Here is a 19,242-nt window from a genome sequence, read left to right as displayed (position 1 = left end):
TCCGTGCCGACACGGCGTGTGTGCGGAAACCCGGTTGCGCGTCGGTCTCAGCCGAGGATCGGCATAACCGTATCGACAATGGATTCTGTCGTGGGCAGCGCCGCGACCACGTCGGACGGGCTCAGATGACGCTGCAGCGCTCGTTGGTGCGCCGCACCGACCAGGAGCAATGCGGCGGCTCGCAGATCCACTGTGTCGGGAATCCGCGGGTCAGCGTGCTGCATCGACAGGTGCGCGACGACAGCGTCGACCGCACGATGCGGTCCGATATCCAATTCCCTAGTGCGCTCGGCAAACTTCGCGCGCAACTCCACATCCGACTGCACCGCGGCCATCACCGGAATGGCATCCAAAAAGAACTCCTCCAATGCCTCGAGAAGTGCCACCAGCCCCGTCCGTAGCTCCTCCTGCTCCGCAACCTCCCCGAGCACATCTTTCACCGGCCGCAAACGCCGCTGAATCACCGCCTGCAACAACCCCATTCGATCCCCGAAGTGATAGAAGATGCTCGACTCGGCCACCCCCGCCCGCTTCGCAACCTCCTTCGTGGACAACCGTGCCACCCCCGCCTCCACCAAAATCTCCTGCGCCGCAACCACAACCGACTCCCGCACCCCCGTCGACGGCCGTCCCCGCTGCCCGCGCGCCGACCGCGCACCATCCACAGCTGCCGCCACCCCAACCTCCTCTCCGCACCGATCAACCCTTGCAGTATGCCCGATCCGGACGTATTTTCTGAGTATAAACTCAGTAATTATCCGATCAGCGGAGCCATCCCCATGACCAGCACAAAAGCCCCCACCGTCCAATCCCGCATCCAACGCACCGGCGACGCCATCGTCCGCTTCATCCTCCGCTCCCCACTACACCCCCTGCTCAGCAAAAAGCTCCTCATCATCACCGTCTCCGGCCGCAAAACCGGCCGAGAGTACGCCAACCCCGTCGGCTACGCCGAACACGAAGGCCACATCCTGATCGGCACCGCCGCCAACTGGCGCCACAACCTCATCCCAGGCACCCCCGTCCGAATCCACCTCCGCGGCAACACCATCCAAGCCACCCACGAAGTCATCACCGACGAACCCCGCGCCACCCCCCTCTACCGCGAAATCCTCACCCAAAACCCAGCCCACGGCCGCTTCGCCAAAATCCACCTGAACCCCGACGGCACCGTAAACCTCCCCTCCCTCCGCACCGCCCTAACCCGCGGCACCGCCATAGTCCGCCTCCACCCCCAGTGACCTGCCATGATCTTCGGCGCCGCCCCCAACTACTCGGCCAACTAGTCCGAATCCATCGTCTTCGTGCCGACCGAATTGCCGGAGCCCTCTTGCCCATGGCCGACAGTGGGGACTGTCAGACGACTATCTGACAGTTCCCGACAGTGCGAATCGCTTCCTGCGTCTCCCCGGGAATTTCGTGTGAGTCGAACGCTATTCTGACTTGGGTGCTACCCGAATCACCTGGTGCATGCGGCGCGCGCATCGTGTGAGCGGGAGAGTCAGCGATTGGTGCACGCACATCGTGCTCCGATCGCGGCAATGATCGGGTTCGGCAAAATGGTTAGGGGAGAGCTGACAGATGGCCCGTATTCGCGAAATTATTCCCAGTACCCAGAACGTTCGGGCGCACAAGCTCGAGGACGCCGTCAGCTGTCAGTACAAGGTGATCGAGGATGGCGACGGTGCGACCCTGGTCCACCTGTCGACGTTCGGATCCGAACAGCGCGAGTCTCCACCCAAGAGCAGTCAGTCGATTCAGCTCAACCGCCAGAATGCGGCAGAGCTGATCTCCATATTGAGTGCGGCATTCGGGTTCGCTTGGCGGCCTAGGCATGCGGCCATCGCGGAGGATCAGCCTGCGACCGAGGCCGAGGCCCACATCGAGCCTGAGTTCCCCGATGCCACCGATGACCTCGCCGCGCAGTTGTACATGCCGAAAGAGTGGCTGCAGGAGTGCATCGACCTGCTCCGGGACCGACCGCAACTGATCTTCTATGGTCCGCCGGGCACCGGAAAGACTTATCTCGCAAAGGCTATCGCGAAGCACCTGGCCGGTGCAGAGCATGTCAAGATGGTGCAGTTCCACCCTTCGTATTCGTACGAAGACTTCTTCGAAGGGTTCCGTCCGGTTGAGACGGAGAACGGTCAGATCGCTTACGACATCCACCGAGGTCCGCTACGTCAATTGGCCTTTACTGCACGGAAAGACTCAGGGAATCTGTACGTCCTCATCATCGACGAGGTTAACCGAGGCAATCTATCGAAGATATTCGGCGAGCTCTACTATCTGCTGGAATATCGGGATGAGAGTATAAACCTGCTCTACTCCGACAAAGTAGAAATGTTCAGCCTGCCGAAGAACGTGCTGATTATCGGAACGATGAACCGAGCCGATCGCTCTGTCGCACTGGTTGATTCGGCGATGCGGCGTCGTTTCGCCTTTGTGCATCTGCATCCGTCGAAGGAACCGACGAGGAGTGTACTGCGGAACTGGCTAAAGGACCATGGGGAGAACCAAGTCATCGCCGACATCGTGGACGAGCTGAACGAATCCATTGCCGACGAAGACTTCAAGATCGGCCCTTCGTACTTCATGCGCCCAGGCGCCACTTCCAAGATCGGGATGGACGTTGCGTGGCGCACCACGGTACTACCGCTCATGGAGGAGTATCACTTCAACGACACCGGTGTCGACGTGCACGACGCATATGCCTTGGCCAAGATCGCAGAGCGTGTGGCTTCCACTGATGCTGAACCGGACACCCAACCGTGACACTCACAGTCGACCTTGTCGAGCATGGTCGGCCGGGAACGATTGATCTTTCGGAAGACCAGTGTGAAGCCCTCCGTCGCGTCAAAATCGCTGGGATAACTCCTATCTCGCAAGGCAAGTACAGAATTAAACCTGGACAAAAGGTTGGTTCGGTCCGACTGGGCGCGGTGCAGATCAACGTCCGTCCGAAGATCGCCGAGCTGAATCGAATTCTGTTCTTCATCGGATACAGTTCGAACCCTGCGATCTGGCGAGACGAGTTCGTTCGACTCGCGAAGGCTGACGGACTCTTTCCGGCGGTCGCGGAATCGTTTGTCCGCTTGGCATCCGACGCATTCGGGCGTGGGTTGTTGCGCGGCTACCGCTCTACTGCAGACTCGCTGTCGGTGATACGTGGGCGGGTTCGATTCCAAGAGCAAATCACTAGGAATTATGGATTGCCGGTCCCGATCGCCGTTGAGTACGACGACTTCACGGCAGATATCCAGGAGAATCGACTAGTCCTGCTTGCCGCGTTACGCCTGCTCAGCATGCCGGATATCGGAATCGGCGCGCGCCAGCAACTCAGTCGCATACGGACGATCCTGGACGAGGTAACGATCGTTTCACCTCGTGAACGAAGGCCGGCGTACGGATTGAACCGACTCAACCTGCGCTACCACGATGTTCTCCGGCTGTCCGAAGTGATCCTCGACAACAGTTCCTTCGGCCAGCAGCATGGACCTCTTGCTGTCTCGGGCTTCGTATTCGATATGTGGAAGATATACGAGGACTTCGTCACTGGCGCGATGAGCATGGCGATGCGCCAGTTCGGAGGGCATCCGAAGACCCAGAAAGACCATTACATGGACGCGGCGTCGAGGATCAAGTTCATCCCGGACCTTGTCTGGTGCGACGCTCATGGAGACCCGCTGGCGGTCGTGGACGCGAAGTACAAGGCCGAGAAGCCGAAGGGATTCCCCGAGGCCGACCTTTACCAGATGCTGGCATACTGCTCCGTTCTCGGTTTGAAAGAGGGCCATTTGATCTACGCCAAAGGCAACGAGCCCGCAATTACCCACGCCATCAAGACTTGCAACATCACCATCCACTGCCATGCGCTCGATCTCTCCCTTCCTCCGAATGCTCTGTTGAAGACCATCGACACGTTGGCGCGCACGATCCTCCATAAGTAGTTGCGAAGAATCCCGCTCGCCCTGCGTGCCACAATCCGGAGCCGGATTGCTGCTGGATCCATTTAGATCCGAGTAACTTCCTTTCATCCTTGTCTGGTTTCACTGCAGGACGGGTTGGCGTTCATCTACCGGAACGTGTCTATTGCACGGAGTTTGGAGGGAGGTCGTCAAGCCAGCCGACATCGTTGTCGCGCTCGACGTAATGGCCACCGGGAGGGTTTGCATAGGCGGTCAGCAAGATCGCTCGAGTTATCGGAGACGCAGCCGAGAGGTTTGAGTCTCGGATGCTCTTCCATTCGCTCCAATCCCATCCAGCACCTGCATCGATATTGAATATGGTTGCTTCGTGCTCGACTCCCCGGACGAAAACCTGCGCTTCAGTTGGCCCGTCGGGATTTCGGACAATGACCACTTCGACATGGGGCATCATGCGGCGCCGGGTCAACCAGTTCATCAAAGCGGCAGCAATCACAGGATCTATCCTTCAGATCGGTATAGGGCGTCGATGTCGAGGTGTACGAAGTCTGCCCGCAACAGTTCTGGGGCAGGATGGCGATTATTTGTCTTTGTCCGTGTCGCCGCTGGAAATCGGCCAGCCATCCTCGCCGACCTCACACCACGAACCGTCCGCCCGATGGAGCACCGGCCGGCTGTCCGAGGGGGCATGCTGCAGCTTCTCGAAGGTGTCCTCGTGGAACACGGCAAGCAGCGCCTCTACGGAGGGCGCGATTGCGTTCGGTGGACACGGGAACTCAGACATCGGACCTACGTTCCCGGCGTTCTACGGTTGATATCGCCGGGATTCAGCAGTGCCGCCCAGTAGTCGTGCTGTAGGGCGTCCCACAGATCGCTGTGCTTGGGAAGCAATTGCCGCGCGTCGGTCAGATCGGGGTAGCCGTCGAACATGATCGTTCCTGGTTGCGCGGCTGGGAGCGGTATCTTGGACGGCAGGCGATGTGCAGTGAACGATTCGGGAATCAGCTGCACACGCAGGATGCGGGTAGTGCACCCGATCAGCTGCCACACCGCAACCTTGTTTCCGTCTCGGGTTCGCGTGGTCCGCAGCGCGGTTGCCTGCATGATCAGGCCCCACGTTCACGGTGTCCGGTGCCAGAACCGCCGGTACTTGGGCCCTGAGCTGGCTGGGTTGCCCACTGTTCAACGGCGGCGGCAATGCGCGACACGAATTCGACTGGAGGTGGAGCGATTACCCGCGACGGTATGCGGTACCGACCCCGAATACGTTGCGGCAGTTCTCTACTCATCGAACCTCCCCTGATGGATTCTGTTGTCGTGTTGTTCAAAGACGGACGACAACAGCCTTGGCTCACTGCCTGGGACTGCGGTCGGCGCCACTCTCGGGCACGACTTCAGCGTCGATCAGTTGCGGGGCCGTTCCTACTGCGTTTCGAGGACGTTTGGGACGCTTCACGATAAAGTTCCCGCTGTCCCGAGGGTGGAGGTCGGCGTACCGTGAATCATGCTTTGCGACAGGCCATGGCGAGGGCCAAGATCACCGAACGACAGCTCGCCGAAAGATGTGAAGTCGACGCCAAAACGGTTAATCGGTGGTTGGCTAACCCCACGCGCGTACCGCACGCCCGTCACCGTTGGGTGGTATGCGAAGTTCTCGAAGCTGAGGAGGCAGTCTTGTGGCCTTCGGCTGTGCGCCTAACCCTGAAGACCGGGCCGGATCGTGAAGTCGTTCAAGTCTTTCCCTACCGATCCGCCGCACCGGCCTCGCTGTGGCGATCGTTGATCACCAAAGCCAGCCGTGAGCTGACGTTTGCGGGCTACACGAATTACTTCTTGTGGCTGGAACAAGCCAATCTGGCCGATATCCTTCGCCGCAAAGCCGCGAACGGGTGCCGTATTCGCTTCCTGATCGGCGACCCGGATGATGACGTAACCCGAGCCCGCGAGCGCGAAGAGAATGTCCCACTTACATTGTCGACGCGTATCGCGGTGACTACCGGCGAACTGCACAAGCTGCGGGAAGTGGATGGCATCGCGGGCCGATTCACGAACGGGCATGTCAACCTGTCGGTCTTTCGGTTCGACAACGACATGATCGTGACACCGATTCTCGCGAGACGAGTCGGCCATGACTCGCCGATGTTCCATCTCAGACGTGAGCAAGACGACGGCATGTTCGACCGATTCTCCGATCACGTCGAAGAGTTATGGTCCCGAGGCCGCAGTATTTGGGAGGCGATCGAGCATGGTACGACGTGATTACGAGAACGATCCGAATGCGCCCAAAGCGAACAGCCTGGTTCCCGCTGCTTCTGTGGTCGTAGTCAACGAGACCGGGCAGATCCTGCTGCAGCGCCGGGTGGACAACGAGATGTGGGCATTGCCGGGGGGAAAGATGGAACTCGGCGAATCGCTCGCCGAGTGCGGTGTCCGGGAGACCAAGGAAGAAACCGGAATCGATATCGAAATCACTGGGATCGTCGGTACCTACACGAATCCCGACCATGTATTTGCCTACGATAATGGTGAAGTGCGACAAGAGTTTTCGATATGTCTCCTGGGCAGGCCACTCAACGGAACTATCCGCGTGTCCGATGAATCTACGGAAGTGGCCTGGTTCGATACAGGTGAAATCGACGCGCTCCCTATGGTGTCGAGCATTCGCAAACGGATTGATGACTGGCGATCTGGAAGAGCTCCTATCGTCAGATAGTGCAATCGATCGCCTACGCCCGCAAGCATAATCGTGCGCGGCGAGGTGCGTTGTCTCATGCCGCGTTGGCGGTCACGCACATTCAGAAGCGCGACCTTGATGCCGCCGACGCGGCAGGTGTGCGGGCGGTTGATCTCTCCAGCAAGGTGAAGTCGTCTCGCTCGGTGGAAGCGGTCCGCGACGTTCAACAGCGCATGAGGTTATTCGGGCCGCACCCCTTGGTCGCGGACTTCAACGAGCGCGCTCGGGGTCTACTGGTGGCGTAACTCGGATTGTCAGGAGCTTTGCGCGGCCTGCAGTGCGGTGATGCTGGGCGGAAGGGGGGTAGTGCGTGGCGAGGCGCGATTACGAGACGACAAGGTCGACGGTCCAGCGGCAACGAGCGTCGGGCGCGGCCCGACGCAACGGAGGGATCAGCGCCGGACTTCGGCCATTGAGACCGGGCGGCGTTCGGTGGATGACAACTCACACGCCTCGGTAATGTAGAACGCTTCGACGGCATCCATTGCGGTGCATGGGTTTTGAGATCCCACGAAACGGCTGACAGGAACGCTGCCAACACGTCTGTGTACGCGCGCCGGAACCGTTTCATTTTGCGGGCGGCGCACACCCACACGCTGCTGATCGACATGTCGCCACCGCGTCCGCTGGCGGCATGTAACAGGGGGTTCGGGCCGGCCGAAAAGCACAGCATCGCCGCGGATCTGCGGCGCCGATTGCAATGGGGGACAGCATCGTTAACGGCTGACCCCGGCTCCTATCTGTGACTGTGCGTACCGAATGTCGAAGGGTGAACGCTGTGACGTCTCCGATCCTGATCAAGGGCCAGAATATGCCGTTGCCGGAGGATGTCATCCGGGTCGATGTCGTGATCGGGTGGGTGGAGTCGGAGATTGAAGTCGATGCGTCCGCGCTACTGCTAGGCGTCGGCGGAAAGGTCGGCTCCGACAGTGATTTCGTCTTCTACAACCAGCCGGAATCGTCGGACGGTTCGGTGCGATTCCTGGGTACGAGCGCGACCGAGGAGGGCGCACAGGCCAGGATCGCGATCGATTTATCTGCCGTTCCGGACAATGTTCACACAGTGGCGCTTGCCGGTAGCGTCGGTAGTGGAACATTCGGGGACCTCGGCAAACTCGCGCTCCGGGTCGTTGATGCAGCGGGCAAAATCCTGGCTGAGTACGTCACCGCTGATGCAACTTCGGAGTCGGCGTTCGTGTTCGGCGAGGTGTACCGCCGGGGCAGCGAGTGGAAGGTGCGGGCGGTAGGGCAAGGCTGGGATTCTGGATTAGCAGGCCTGGCAACGGATTTCGGAGTCGATATCGACGAAGATGAGGATTCCGATCCGTCCGTTACGCCGCTGGGTGCGGTACCGGCGAGCGAGCCGGAGCCGGTTGTCGCGCAGGATATCGGTTCCGTCGATGTCGCTGCGCCGATCCATGAGCGCGCACCACACAACGAGACGAATACCACTGTGCGGACTCGCGGTGTGCGGACCGCCAAACGGGTGGCGAAGAAGGCCAAGCCGATAGAGTTCAAGCTCGCTGAGGGCGACAACTGGCAGCCGGCTCGATTGTTCTCAGTGTTCGGAGTCGGTGCGGGCGAGGAGCAGGAGAAGCGCGCTACCTCGGCGCTGATCGCCACGATGCAGGTCGTGCGTCCATTCGCTCGGGCGCTGTGCGCGAGGATAGGTGCCCCGGTAGGCGCTTTCGAGGGATACGTCGAAGTGCAATACGAGCGGGGCGAATCGAAAGTCATCCCGGACGCGGTGCTGAAAGTGGTTCGGGGAAGTCGGATATGGACTGGTCTGCTCGAGGTCAAGACCGGTAACGGCAAGCTCAGACGCGATCAACTCGAGAGCTACCTCGACGTGGCGCGTCGGAAGAAGTACGACGCGGTGGTCAGCCTGTCGAACGATGTACCGGCCAGCGCGGGTGAACTTCCCGTCGAGGTCGACCGCCGCAAACTGACGAAGGTCGCCCTGCGTCATTTGTCGTGGGCGGAAGTGGCGCACGAGGCGCGAATGTCGCTCTCGCACGGCGGTATCGAGGACGACTTGCAGGTGTGGATCTTGAGCGAGTTCCTGCGGTACCTTGATCATCCTCGGTCGGGTGCCGTCGAGTTCGTCGACATGGGGCGCCACTGGGTTGCTGTTCGCGACGCGGTCACGGCGGGAACATTGCGTGCGAGTGACCAGAAGGCGTTGACGGTCGCCGATACGTGGGTGTCCCTGTCGCGTCATCTGGCGCTGCGGCTGACCTCTGAACTCGGTGTGACAGTCAAGCACGTCCTGTCCCGGCGACACCTCACCGATCGGGTCGCCCGAAGCGCAGCCGTTACAGAGCGGCTGGCTGCCGACGGAACCTTCGAGGCTGTGCTGCGGATTCCTGACACCGCAGGGGATCTGGTCGTGGTCGCGGACATTCGAACCAACAAAGTTCGCTGCCGTACGACCCTCGACGCGCCGAACGAAGGGACATCTGGTCGTCGGGTGTCGTGGTTGCTCAAGCAACTCGTGGACGCACCAGGCGATGTTCAGGTCGAAGCGGTGTTCTCGGCGCGAGGCAATGAAGCGTGTGAGTACCTCGAAAAGGTGCGCGCGGATGCCAAGGTGCTTACGGGCGGTCGGGTCGGCACTATCGTGTCCTTCTCACTCGAGCAGACCTTCCCGATGGGCAACCGGCGATCCGGCACGGCGGCGAGCTTCATCGCCAGCGTCACCTCGGCGACCGACACGTTCTACGGGGCGGTGATTCAGCCGCTGCGGGGTTGGGTACCGGCGGCGCCGAAGCAGCCGGATCCGTCCCAGCCGGAAGCTGTGATTGCTGCTGATATGTGACCCGTACGGGCGACATCATCGCCGTGACAATCCGCTGGCGTCGACGTCGTTTCGAGCGGCTCGGCTGGAACCAAACTTCTCGAACGTGGTCTGGACCAAACGGCTCCTGATGTCGGACCACTCTCGCGGGGTGCGCGGCGGCAGGGCGTGATGCCGAGAGCTCGCGCTAGTTGCTGGCGTGTTTGTGCTGCCAGGCCGCCAGGGCGAGAGTGGCTACTCCTAGTAGAAGAAGAAGGAGGCCGGAAGTCATTAGGCGGGTGGAGATTTGGGAGAGGCGGGTGGAGTGGGAGCGGGTGGTGAAGTAGGCGTCGGTGGGGAGGTTGTCGCCGATGAAGCAGGACTTGGCGGCTTGGGTGGCTTTGGTGGCGCGGGAGTCGGTGACTACGGATGCGGTCAGGGCGGTGACTGCGGCCGTGATGCAGAGGACCGAGATGGTGGTGAGTGCGGTGAATGGCATGAGATCCCCCGGCTTCTAGAGGTCAGTGGGTGGTCGCGCTGACTACAAGAAGTGTTGCAGGAGGGTCTGACATCTTTTGCGGTACAACAGGTTCGTGAGCGGGCGTTGGTTTGTGCGGTTCGAAGCTGCGGAAGCGAACCGGCATGGGCGGTATCCGGGGGTGTTCGGGCTGGTCAATGGGTTGGCGTGGACGGGGGTGTTGACGGGGGAGCAGGAGCGGTTTCGGCGGGTCAACAATGATTGGTACAACGCGAACCTTGTTGATCCGAGTGAGGTGGACCCTGGGGTTTACGACCGTGCTGTTCATCCAGGAGCGGCGTCGTGGTTCAAGGCGGCGGCTGTGGGGATGATCGGGCGGGTGGAGGGGTATCTCGCGATCCTTGACGCGCATGGAGTGGGGTGGGTGCGGTTGGATTCCGATGCGCCAGGGGAGATCCTGTACGAGGATTCGAATCAGGTGGTCGCGGTGCAGCATGCCGGATCGACGCGGGAGGCGACTACCGTTCGGCTTGTGTAATGAGTTTGGCCAGTTTCCATTTCACGTACTCACCGAGTGGCGTGTCCGGCCATTTGCGGCACGCGCGGCGGCGATGGATCCTGACCTGTTGTCTCAGCGCGGGCGGGACCTATCTGTCCGGTTGACTTCAATAGAGTTCGGGCGTCGAAGTGACGGTTGGCGCGGTGGGCTCGGGCGCGCGTGTGGGAGGTTCTTGCGGGAGGCCTTGTCGTTCTCGCCGTAGGTGTTTCGGCGGTCTTCGGCATAGCTGAGCTGCTTCTTCTGCTGCGGGGGACTCGTCATCGGATGAGTAGCGGTGGCCGCTTGGCACGAGCATGCGGTTATCTCGGCCCTGAGCCCTGAGCCCTGAGCCCTGAGCCCTGAGCCCTGAGCCCGCGACGTCCACCGTCGCAGAAGCACCGAACCATACGCGACCGGCCCCGAGGACAGTATCGCCGCAGGAGCTCACCGCCCGAGCGCCTCGCCGGATCAAGATCATGGGGAACTGGTGGCGGTCCTACTCGGGCGATGCCGCCATGGATTCCCCGTGATCATCGGTCCAGTTGGCTGGGAGCTGGTGGTCCCGAGGCGGGTTGGTCAGTGGCGGACTTCGGTGAGGGCGACTGGGCGGTGTTCGTGGCGTGAGAGTTCGCATGCTTCGGCGATATAGAACGCTTCGAGTGCGTCGGCGGGGGTGCAGGGGTTGGTGAGTTCGCCGGTTAGCACGGAGAGGAATGCCGCGAGTTCGTCGGTGTAGGCCCGACGGAAGCGTTCCATGAAGCCGGGGTAGGCGGGGTATGGCGAAGGGGCATAGTCGGGTTCGACGGAAGTCAACGGTGACCGGTCGTCGAGTCCGACGATGGCGTTGCCGCGGGAGCCGAGGGCTTCCAGACGAACGTCGTAGCCTGCGCCGTTGTAGCGGCCGAGGGAGACTGTGGCCAGTGCGCCGTCGTCCAGGCGCAGCAGCACCGCTGCGGTGTCCACATCGCCCGCGTCGGCGAAGAATTGTTCGCCGCGGTTGGCTCCGGTTGCGTAGACCTCCACTACCTCGCGCCCGGTCACCCAGCGGATGATGTCGAAATCGTGGACTCCGCAGTCCCGGAACAAACCTCCGGAGCGGGGGATGTATTCGGCGGGTGGGGGTGTGGGGTCGAGGGTGGTGGCGCGGAGGGTGTGTAGCCAGCCGAGGTTGCCGGAGGCGATGGCATCCCGGGCGGCGCGGTAGCCGGCGTCGAAGCGGCGTTGGAAGCCGATTTGGACTGGGACGGTGGAGTTTTGGATGTGGTTGACGACGGAGAGGGTGCCTTGGATGTCGGCGGCTACCGGCTTTTCGCAGAAGACGGGGATGCCCGCGTCGACGGCGCGGGTGATGAGTTCGGGGTGGGAGTCGGTGGCGGTCGCGATCACCAGGCCGTCAAGGGGTGCGGCGAGTAGGGCATCGATATCGGTGATGGCTTGAACGCCGAGCTTTCCCGCGGCGGCGTGGGCGCGTTGGGCGTCGGCGTCCGCGACGATGACGGTGTCGACACCGGGGAGGTGCTTCAGCGTTTCGGCATGGAAGGTGCCGATGCGGCCGACGCCGGCCAGGCCCACGGTGAGTGCAGATGTCATCCGGCTCTCCTTCTGGTGAAAAAGCGGTGGGGTAATGCTTCAGTCGCGTGGTGCCGCGGTCGTCGCGCGCACAACCAGGGCGGGTTCCAGACGGCGGCGCACCGGTTCGGTGCGACCGTCGCGCAGCCGTTCGATGAGCGCTTCGATTGCCAAGCGGCCCATCTGAACGCGCGGTTGATCGATGGTGGTCAAGGAAATATGTCGCAGCGCGGCCAGTGAGGTGTTGTCGTAGCCGACGACCGAAACATCCCGCGGCACCGAGAGTTCGGCCTCTTCCAGTGCCGACATCGCACCGACGGCGTTGAAGTCGTTGCCGCACACCAGTGCGGTGGGAAAGTTGTCGCGGGAGAACAGGTTCAGCAACTTCTGGACCGCGGCGATGCCCCCGGAGTCCGTGTGCTCGCTGGCAATGATCATGGGCTCCAACCCATTGCGCGCCATTGCAGCACGGTAACCGCGACGGCGCGAGGCCGAGGTGAAGGCCCCGCCGCCGTCGAGATGCACGATCCGGCGGTGGCCGAGCGAGACCAGATGATCCACGGCGAGTGCGGCGCCGACCTCGCCATCGTCATTGACGGTATCGACGTCGGCAATGGTCGAGCTGCGCGAAATGAGCACGATCGGGCACTTCTCGGCGGCGTCGCGGATGGCTGCCACCGGCAGTACGGGTGAGAGCAGGATGATGCCGCCGGGGTGGAAGGACAGCAGGCTCTCCAGCGCGGTGCGCTCACGGGCGGCACTGCGGCGTCCGGTATTGAGGATCAGCTCCACGCCCGCGTCCTGCGCGGCCGCGTCCATACCCTCCACCACATCGGCGAAGAACGCATTGCGCAGGTCGGAGACCATGACGCCGATGATGTTGGAGGTCCGGCTGGCCAGCGACCGAGCCATGATGTGCGGCTGATAGCCGAGATCCTTCGCGGCCGCGAGCACCGCGCGGCGACGATGTTCGCTGACCTTGGGGGAGTTGCGCATGACGAGGGAGACCAGCGCGCGGGACACCCCGGCGCGGGCGGCGACGTCCTCCATGGTCGGTCGCGCCATATCGCCTCCGTTCCGCATCCGCCGTGCTCCTGCAGTGTCGGACGTTACAAGGTCGGCCAGACCTAATCAATAGAGCGCTCTAATCCGACATTCTCCCCACCAAGAGCGCCGGGTATTTCCGCTGGAAGCGCCAATTTTCGCAGGTAGCAGCGATAAAACAGCGACCGATGCAGTACTTGACACAGTATGACCTACGTTACATAGTTGGAGCGCTCCAATAGCGCCAAACGTCGATCGACACCGAAGGTCGGAGAGCCCGGATGACCCAACCTCGCTATCCGCTGCGCATCGCGGCCGCGCCGATCTCCTGGGGAGTCTGCGAAGTCCCGGGCTGGGGTCACGTGCTCGATGCGCGGACCGTCCTCACCGAGATGGCCGCCCTCGGCATCTCCGCGACGGAACTGGGCCCACCCGGCTACCTACCGCGGAATCCAGCCGAATTGCGCTCGCTGCTCGATGAATTCGACATCACCTCGGTCGGTGGCTTCCTGGCCCTCCCGCTGCACCGCGACCCGGCGCGGGCAATCGAGACCGCCCGCGAGAACGCCGCGCTGTTCGCCGCGACGGGCGCGGAGGTGATCGTCCTCGCGGCCGCGACCGGCCTGGCCGGATATGACACGCGCCCAGCGCTTTCCGACGAAGAGTGGCGGACCCTGATCGAAACCGCCGCCGCCATCCGGGATGTCGCCGCCGAATACGGACTGCGCACCACCCTGCATCCGCACGTCGGCACCTACGTCGAGAGCGAAGCCGAAGTCGACAGGTTCCTAGTCGATTCCGATCTCGACCTCTGCCTGGACACCGGCCATTTGCTCATCGGCGGCACCGATCCGGTGCGCCTCGCGCAGCGCTATCCGGATCGCATCGGACATATCCATCTCAAGGATGTGCGCAACGCGATCGCCGACCGAGTGCGCAGCGGCGCAATGGAATACAGCGATGCCGTCCGCCGCGGCATCTACGTCCCGCTCGGCGAGGGCGATATCGACATCGAGGCCCTGGTGCGCAGTGTGCACGCTGCAGGCTACCGCGGCTGGTATGTCATCGAACAGGACACGGCATTGCGCCCCGACGATTCGGCAGCACAGCCGAGCCGCGACGCCGCCAGCAGTCTGATCCACCTTGCGGGCATAGGTGCCGCGCTGGGCTCACCCCGATCCCCTTGGGCCCGAATCTAGATGGGAAGTGATGACAACGATGTCGCTCGAAATACGCACGGCATGGTGGCGGCGATCCCGCCGCGTGCTGCCGTGGCTGGCCGCGGCCACCATACTCGCCGCGTGTACCGGTCCGGGTGCGGATGTTCCGGCACCGACCCAATCCCCGGTCGCCCAGGGCAAATTGGGCTCCGTCGCGGTGGTGACCCACGGCAGCCCCGGTGACGCCTTCTGGAACGTCGTCAAGAACGGCGCGGAGGCAGCGGGTAAGGATCTCGGCGTCCGCGTCGAATACAACTCCTCGGGCGATCCCGGCCAGCAGGCCAAACTCATCGATAACGCTGTCGCGCAGGGTGTGGACGGTCTCGTCGTATCAATGGCGAATCCGGAGGCATTGCGGACCTCGATCGAAAAGGCGGTCGCGGCGGGCATTCCGGTGGTGACCATCAACTCCGGCGAGAGCGAGAGCGCCAAGTTCGGTGCGATCGGCCATGTGGGGCAAAGCGAAACTTTGGCCGGACAGGCCGCGGGTAAGCGCATCGCCGACGCCGGCCGCAAGAAGCTGCTGTGCGTGATCCACGAGGCGGGCAATATCGGTGCCAATCAGCGCTGTGACGGCGCGACCAAGGCCTTCGGCAACGGCACCACGCTCCAGGTGGACATCAACAATCCCACCGACGCCCAATCCCGCATCAAGGGCGCATTGGAGGCGGATAGGTCCATCGACGCCGTGCTGACGCTGAATTCACAGGTCGCCGCCCGCGCGGTGGACGGGGTGAAGGAATCGCAATCCTCCGCGACGGTCGCGACCTTCGACCTGAATACCGATGTGGTCGAGGCGATTCGGGCGGGCAAGCTGCTGTTCGCCGTGGACCAGCAGCAATACGAGCAGGGCTATCTGCCGATTGTCCTGCTGCAGCTGTATCGGACCAATCTGAACTCGGTCGGTGGTGGCGCACCGGTGCAGACGGGTCCCGCCTTCGTCGACAAGAACAATGTCGAAGCCGTGGCGGCCCGCGTGGCACTGGGCATGCGCTGAGGGAGTGGATGAAATGACTATTGCCACCAAAACTTCCGAGGTCACTCCGAGCACTCCGCCGGACGGGCCGTCGCTATTACAGCGGACGGTGGTGCGACCGGAGATCGGCGCACTGCTCGGCGCCGCACTCGTCTTCGTATTCTTCTCGATCATTACCGACCGCTTTCTCAGTCCGCTCGGCATCGCGACCTGGCTGGACGATTCGTCCACGCTCGGCATCATGGCGGTCGCGGTCGCGCTATTGATGATCGGCGGCGAATTCGACCTGTCTGCCGGTGTCATGACCGCTTCCACCGCACTGGTCACCGCACTGCTCGCGGTGCACGCGGGGTGGAATGTCTGGCTGGCGCTGTTGGTTTCGCTGCTCTTCGCGCTGACGGTAGGTGTCTTCAATGGCTGGATCGTCATGCGAACGGGGCTACCGAGTTTCATCGTCACACTCGGCACTTTCCTTGCGCTGCAAGGCCTCAATCTCGGCGTGACCCGCTTGGTCACCGGAACGGTTCAGGTGTCGGGCATTCGCAGCGCCGACGGATACAACTCGGCCGGTTGGGTCTTCGCCTCGACACTGGACATCGGCGATACGCACCTGCAGGCATCGGTCGTGTGGTGGGTGGTGCTCACCGCGATCGCCGCACTTGTCTTGGTGCGCACCAAGTTCGGCAACTGGATCTTCGCGGTGGGCGGTGCGCTGCCGAGCGCGCGGGCCGTCGGCGTCCCGGCCGATCGGACGAAGATCCTGCTCTTCATGACCACCGCCTTCGCCGGATGGGTCGTCGGATCATGCAGCATTCTCCGGTTCTCCAGCGTGCAGGCGAATCAGGGCGTCGGGCTGGAACTGCACTACATCATCGCGGCCGTGGTCGGCGGCTGCCTGCTGACCGGCGGATTCGGTTCGGCGATCGGCGCCGCGATCGGTGCGCTGATCTTCGGCATGGCGCGGCAGGGCATCGTCTTCGCCGGATGGGACAGCGACTGGTTCATGCTGTTCCTCGGCGTGCTGCTGCTGGCCGCGGTGCTGGTCAACAACATATTCAAGAAGCGAGCCGAAAGGGTACGCCGATGAACACAGCATCGCGTAGCGATTCGATGAGGGGTGGTGGTCAGGTGACGGGTGGTCCGCCATTGATCGAAGTGATCGATATCGGCAAGAGCTACGGCGGTGTCGTCGCACTGCGCGACGTCTCGACCGTGGTGAATGCGGGACAGGTCACCTGCATCCTCGGCGACAACGGTGCCGGCAAGTCGACGCTGATCAAGATTCTCGCCGGCGTGCATCAGCACGATCGCGGGGAACTGAAGCTGGACGGCCAGCCGACCCGATTGTCCTCGCCCCGTGCGGCTTTGGACCGCGGCATCGCGACCGTCTATCAGGATCTCGCGGTGGTGCCGTTGATGAGCGTCTGGCGCAACTTCGTACTCGGCTCCGAACCGACCGTCGGATACGGTCCGCTGCGACTGCTCGACCGACGTAAGGGCCGGGATATCGCACGAGAGGCGTTGGCGGACATGGGGATCGAGATCCGCGATATGGAACAGCCGGTCGGCACACTGTCGGGCGGACAACGCCAGTGCATCGCGATCGCCAGGGCGGTGCACTACGGGGCCAGAGTGCTCATCCTCGACGAACCGACCGCGGCGCTCGGTGTGAAACAGGCCGGCGTCGTACTGAAGTACGTCGTGCAGGCGCGGGATCGAGGGCTCGGGGTCATTCTGATCACCCACAACCCGCACCACGCCTATCCGGTCGGCGACCGCTTCCTGCTGCTCAAACGCGGCGCGATGCTCGGCTCATACGAGAAGTCGGAGATCGACCTGCCGGAGCTGACCCGGCAAATGGCCGGTGGCGCCGAATTGGACGCGCTGCAGCACGAATTGCAGCGTGTGGTGACGCCGTGAAGCTGACAACGGCGCAGGCGCTGGTCGGCTGGCTGGTCGCCCAGCACTCGGAGACCTTCGACGGTCGCGAAGTACCGCTGTTCCCGGCCGCTTTCGCGATATTCGGGCACGGCAATGTGCTCGGCCTCGGTACCGCGTTATCTGAGCGTCGCGATGAAATCCCGGTCTGGCGCGGGCATACCGAGCAGGGGATGGCCCTGGCGGCCATCGGCCTGGCCAAGGCAACGCACCGCCGCCAGGTCGGAATCGCGACGTCCTCGATCGGACCCGGCGCGCTGAATATGGTGACCGCCGCCGGTGTCGCCCATGCGAATCGCCTTCCGCTGCTGCTGCTTCCGGGGGACACCTTCAGTAGCCGCGCACCGGATCCGGTGCTGCAACAGGTCGAACACTTCAGCGACCCGACCATAACCGTCAACGATGCCTTCCGCGCCGTGAGCCGCTACTTCGACCGCATCACCCGACCGGAACAACTCATCGCAACCCTGCCCCAGGCGGCCCGGGTACTGACCGATGCGGCCGATGTAGGCCCGGTGACACTGGCACTGCCGCAGGACGTCCAAGCCGAGAGCTACGACTTCCCCGATGCCCTGTTCGAGCCGGTCGTACACCGAATCACGCGTTCGCGCCCCGATTCCCGCGTGATGGCCGAGGCGGCACGGGCACTGCGATCGGCCCGACGTCCATTGCTGGTCCTCGGCGGCGGTGTGCGTTATTCGGGTGCGGGTCGGCTGGTACTGGAATTCGCGGAGCGGCACGGGATTCCGATAACAGAAACGACCGCTGGCCGCACCCTCGTACCGTACGACCACGAGCTGTATGCCGGACCGCTCGGTGTAACCGGCTCCGCATCGGCCAACGCCCTTGCCGCACAGGCGGATCTGGTGGTGGCCATCGGCACCCGACTACAGGACTTCACCACGGCGTCCTGGACCGTTTTCGCGCCCGACGTCCGGTTGATCACCATCAACACGGCCCGGTTCGACGCGGTGAAGCACGGCGCGCTCGCGGTCGTGGGTGACGCCGCCGCATCGGTGTCGGAATTGGCTGCGCTTCTTGTCAATTGGCAGGTAGATGCCGCATGGTCCGACGGTGCGGAAGGACTCCGCACCACTTGGGACGCCCACATCGACAAGTTGCGCGCGCCGACACCGGGCACTCCGAGTTACGCCCAAATCGTCGGCGTTGTCAACGAATTGAGCGCACCGGACGACTACGTCATGACCGCCGCGGGCGGTATGCCCGGCGAGCTGATCGGCGGTTGGCGGGCCACCGGCACCGTGCCCACCATGGACGTCGAGTACGGATTCTCCTGCATGGGTTATGAGCTCGCGGGCGCTTGGGGCGCGGCCATGGCGCATGTGCACGGTCTGGTCACCACCATGCTCGGCGACGGCTCCTATCTGATGCTCAATTCCGAACTGTTCTCCGCGGCCTTCGCGGGTCATCGGTTCGTCGCGGTCGTCTGCGATAACGACGGCTACGCGGTAATCGCCCGGCTTCAGGAGGGACAGGGCGGTGACCCCTTCAACAACTTCTACGTCGACTGCCGCACCAACCACGCGCAACCGCCCCGCGTCGACTTCGCAAGTCACGCAAGATCATTGGGCTGCGCGGTGTTCACCGCGACCGATCTGACCGAGTTTCGCGGCGCGTACGCGCGGGCCAGGGCAGCGGCATTGAGCGAGTCCCGCCCGGCCGTTGTGGTCGTGCGCACCCAGCCGTCCGCCTGGACCGATGCGGGCGCGTGGTGGGAGGTCGGTGTGCCGGCGCATCTGGTGGGCCGCGCGGCGTACGACGAGGCCAAGGCGGCGCAGGTGCGTTACCTGAACAGAGCCGAATCAGCGGAGTAGGCAGGCGTGAAATTCCCGCTATATGACGATCGCGTGGCACACTTGGTCACGGCTGCATAACTGAAAACCGACCACTTAGTGCACATCCAAGCCTGAAGTCTCGTATTTTCTTTACGAATTCTCAGGTTCGGTCCGACGTCTGTGCCCAGTGTGGTTGCTGGGATTCCGGGAGTGTCCGCACGGGTAGCCAAAAGTGTGCGCTGACCGG

General features: G+C 62.8%; 20 protein-coding genes. 13 read left to right on the top strand and 7 right to left on the bottom strand.

The window, feature by feature from the left end; genetic code table 11:
* Positions 1-47: 47 nt before the first annotated feature.
* Entirely contained in the window at positions 48-677 is a 630-nt protein-coding gene (locus tag ON44_RS23180) for a TetR/AcrR family transcriptional regulator (RefSeq protein WP_218007621.1), read from the bottom strand.
* A gap of 102 nt (positions 678-779) precedes the next feature.
* On the opposite strand from ON44_RS23180, the gene ON44_RS46995 reads away from it, so the two are divergent.
* The 3 genes from ON44_RS46995 to ON44_RS23165 all read left to right on the top strand — a co-directional run bounded on the left by ON44_RS46995 (position 780) and on the right by ON44_RS23165 (position 3,950).
* Positions 780-1,241: a nitroreductase/quinone reductase family protein gene (locus tag ON44_RS46995; protein ID WP_157187265.1), complete on the top strand. Its 462-nt coding sequence runs from the start codon at positions 780-782 to the stop codon at positions 1,239-1,241.
* Positions 1,242-1,581: 340 nt separating this feature from the next.
* Complete coding sequence (locus ON44_RS23170) at positions 1,582-2,775, top strand: McrB family protein (protein WP_051182357.1); 1,194 nt, start codon at positions 1,582-1,584, stop codon at positions 2,773-2,775.
* Complete coding sequence (locus ON44_RS23165) at positions 2,772-3,950, top strand: McrC family protein (protein WP_040693535.1); 1,179 nt, start codon at positions 2,772-2,774, stop codon at positions 3,948-3,950. The genes ON44_RS23170 and ON44_RS23165 overlap by 4 nt, the downstream gene beginning before the upstream one ends.
* A gap of 139 nt (positions 3,951-4,089) precedes the next feature.
* On the opposite strand, the gene ON44_RS23160 is transcribed toward ON44_RS23165, so the two are convergent.
* From ON44_RS23160 to ON44_RS23155, 3 genes are all read right to left on the bottom strand, one after another.
* Entirely contained in the window at positions 4,090-4,422 is a 333-nt protein-coding gene (locus ON44_RS23160; protein WP_245567290.1) for a hypothetical protein, read from the bottom strand.
* 84 nt (positions 4,423-4,506) lie between these two features.
* On the bottom strand, positions 4,507-4,710 hold the full coding sequence (locus ON44_RS50410; protein WP_157187264.1) for a hypothetical protein: 204 nt from the start codon (positions 4,708-4,710) through the stop codon (positions 4,507-4,509).
* Between the two features lie 5 nt (positions 4,711-4,715).
* Complete coding sequence (locus tag ON44_RS23155; protein WP_040693533.1) at positions 4,716-5,030, bottom strand: hypothetical protein; 315 nt, start codon at positions 5,028-5,030, stop codon at positions 4,716-4,718.
* Positions 5,031-5,423: 393 nt separating this feature from the next.
* Here ON44_RS23155 and ON44_RS23150 point away from each other — a divergent pair, with 393 nt between their 5' ends.
* From ON44_RS23150 to ON44_RS23135, 4 genes are all read left to right on the top strand, one after another.
* Positions 5,424-6,185 carry a DUF5919 domain-containing protein gene (locus ON44_RS23150; RefSeq protein WP_040693531.1) on the top strand — a complete coding sequence of 254 codons (762 nt, stop codon included), beginning with the start codon at positions 5,424-5,426 and terminating at the stop codon, positions 6,183-6,185.
* Positions 6,172-6,639 carry an NUDIX domain-containing protein gene (locus tag ON44_RS23145; RefSeq protein ID WP_040693528.1) on the top strand — a complete coding sequence of 156 codons (468 nt, stop codon included), beginning with the start codon at positions 6,172-6,174 and terminating at the stop codon, positions 6,637-6,639. Before ON44_RS23150 ends, ON44_RS23145 begins: the two co-directional genes overlap by 14 nt.
* Positions 6,639-6,905 carry a hypothetical protein gene (locus tag ON44_RS23140; protein ID WP_040693526.1) on the top strand — a complete coding sequence of 89 codons (267 nt, stop codon included), beginning with the start codon at positions 6,639-6,641 and terminating at the stop codon, positions 6,903-6,905. The genes ON44_RS23145 and ON44_RS23140 overlap by 1 nt, the downstream gene beginning before the upstream one ends.
* 566 nt (positions 6,906-7,471) lie before the next feature.
* Complete coding sequence (locus ON44_RS23135; RefSeq protein WP_040693616.1) at positions 7,472-9,478, top strand: TerD family protein; 2,007 nt, start codon at positions 7,472-7,474, stop codon at positions 9,476-9,478.
* Between the two features lie 166 nt (positions 9,479-9,644).
* Here ON44_RS23135 and ON44_RS23130 read toward each other — a convergent pair whose 3' ends face one another.
* Positions 9,645-9,935 carry a hypothetical protein gene (locus ON44_RS23130; RefSeq protein ID WP_040693525.1) on the bottom strand — a complete coding sequence of 97 codons (291 nt, stop codon included), beginning with the start codon at positions 9,933-9,935 and terminating at the stop codon, positions 9,645-9,647.
* A 94-nt stretch (positions 9,936-10,029) separates the two neighbouring features.
* On the opposite strand from ON44_RS23130, the gene ON44_RS23125 reads away from it, so the two are divergent.
* On the top strand, positions 10,030-10,452 hold the full coding sequence (locus ON44_RS23125; protein WP_040693523.1) for a hypothetical protein: 423 nt from the start codon (positions 10,030-10,032) through the stop codon (positions 10,450-10,452).
* Positions 10,453-11,028: 576 nt separating this feature from the next.
* Here ON44_RS23125 and ON44_RS23120 read toward each other — a convergent pair.
* Positions 11,029-12,042 carry a Gfo/Idh/MocA family protein gene (locus ON44_RS23120; protein WP_085998602.1) on the bottom strand — a complete coding sequence of 338 codons (1,014 nt, stop codon included), beginning with the start codon at positions 12,040-12,042 and terminating at the stop codon, positions 11,029-11,031.
* A 39-nt stretch (positions 12,043-12,081) separates the two neighbouring features.
* On the bottom strand, positions 12,082-13,104 hold the full coding sequence (locus ON44_RS23115; protein WP_245567289.1) for a LacI family DNA-binding transcriptional regulator: 1,023 nt from the start codon (positions 13,102-13,104) through the stop codon (positions 12,082-12,084).
* A gap of 242 nt (positions 13,105-13,346) precedes the next feature.
* On the opposite strand from ON44_RS23115, the gene ON44_RS23110 reads away from it, so the two are divergent.
* From ON44_RS23110 to iolD, 5 genes are read left to right on the top strand one after another with little or no spacing between them, the layout of a single operon-like run.
* Positions 13,347-14,264 carry a TIM barrel protein gene (locus ON44_RS23110; RefSeq protein WP_040693522.1) on the top strand — a complete coding sequence of 306 codons (918 nt, stop codon included), beginning with the start codon at positions 13,347-13,349 and terminating at the stop codon, positions 14,262-14,264.
* A 10-nt stretch (positions 14,265-14,274) separates the two neighbouring features.
* Positions 14,275-15,282, top strand: a complete 1,008-nt coding sequence (locus ON44_RS23105; protein ID WP_245567288.1) for a sugar ABC transporter substrate-binding protein — start codon at positions 14,275-14,277, stop codon at positions 15,280-15,282.
* A 13-nt stretch (positions 15,283-15,295) separates the two neighbouring features.
* Complete coding sequence (locus ON44_RS23100) at positions 15,296-16,348, top strand: ABC transporter permease (RefSeq protein WP_040693607.1); 1,053 nt, start codon at positions 15,296-15,298, stop codon at positions 16,346-16,348.
* A complete protein-coding gene (locus tag ON44_RS23095) occupies positions 16,345-17,181 on the top strand; it encodes an ATP-binding cassette domain-containing protein (protein WP_218007620.1) in 837 nt (278 codons plus the stop codon). The genes ON44_RS23100 and ON44_RS23095 overlap by 4 nt, the downstream gene beginning before the upstream one ends.
* Entirely contained in the window at positions 17,178-19,034 is a 1,857-nt protein-coding gene (iolD, locus tag ON44_RS23090) for a 3D-(3,5/4)-trihydroxycyclohexane-1,2-dione acylhydrolase (decyclizing) (RefSeq protein ID WP_040693520.1), read from the top strand. Before ON44_RS23095 ends, iolD begins: the two co-directional genes overlap by 4 nt.
* Positions 19,035-19,242 lie beyond the last annotated feature (208 nt).

This window comes from Nocardia vinacea NBRC 16497 (assembly GCF_000308835.1).
Classification (GTDB): domain Bacteria; phylum Actinomycetota; class Actinomycetes; order Mycobacteriales; family Mycobacteriaceae; genus Nocardia; species Nocardia vinacea.
This window is presented reverse-complemented; position numbering and strand designations above follow the sequence as displayed.

What these genes read in the sequence shown, in the direction of transcription:
- ON44_RS46995 (WP_157187265.1), top strand. Translation starts at nt 780, where the DNA reads ATGACCAGCACAAAAGCCCCCACCGTCCAATCCCGCATCCAACGCACC.
- ON44_RS23105 (WP_245567288.1), top strand. Translation starts at nt 14,275, where the DNA reads ATGACAACGATGTCGCTCGAAATACGCACGGCATGGTGGCGGCGATCC.
- ON44_RS50410 (WP_157187264.1), bottom strand. Translation starts at nt 4,710, where the DNA reads ATGTCTGAGTTCCCGTGTCCACCGAACGCAATCGCGCCCTCCGTAGAG.
- ON44_RS23100 (WP_040693607.1), top strand. Translation starts at nt 15,296, where the DNA reads ATGACTATTGCCACCAAAACTTCCGAGGTCACTCCGAGCACTCCGCCG.
- ON44_RS23155 (WP_040693533.1), bottom strand. Translation starts at nt 5,030, where the DNA reads ATGCAGGCAACCGCGCTGCGGACCACGCGAACCCGAGACGGAAACAAG.
- ON44_RS23110 (WP_040693522.1), top strand. Translation starts at nt 13,347, where the DNA reads ATGACCCAACCTCGCTATCCGCTGCGCATCGCGGCCGCGCCGATCTCC.
- ON44_RS23170 (WP_051182357.1), top strand. Translation starts at nt 1,582, where the DNA reads ATGGCCCGTATTCGCGAAATTATTCCCAGTACCCAGAACGTTCGGGCG.
- ON44_RS23095 (WP_218007620.1), top strand. Translation starts at nt 16,345, where the DNA reads ATGAACACAGCATCGCGTAGCGATTCGATGAGGGGTGGTGGTCAGGTG.
- ON44_RS23130 (WP_040693525.1), bottom strand. Translation starts at nt 9,935, where the DNA reads ATGCCATTCACCGCACTCACCACCATCTCGGTCCTCTGCATCACGGCC.
- ON44_RS23120 (WP_085998602.1), bottom strand. Translation starts at nt 12,042, where the DNA reads ATGACATCTGCACTCACCGTGGGCCTGGCCGGCGTCGGCCGCATCGGC.
- ON44_RS23145 (WP_040693528.1), top strand. Translation starts at nt 6,172, where the DNA reads ATGGTACGACGTGATTACGAGAACGATCCGAATGCGCCCAAAGCGAAC.
- ON44_RS23135 (WP_040693616.1), top strand. Translation starts at nt 7,472, where the DNA reads ATGCCGTTGCCGGAGGATGTCATCCGGGTCGATGTCGTGATCGGGTGG.
- ON44_RS23115 (WP_245567289.1), bottom strand. Translation starts at nt 13,104, where the DNA reads ATGCGGAACGGAGGCGATATGGCGCGACCGACCATGGAGGACGTCGCC.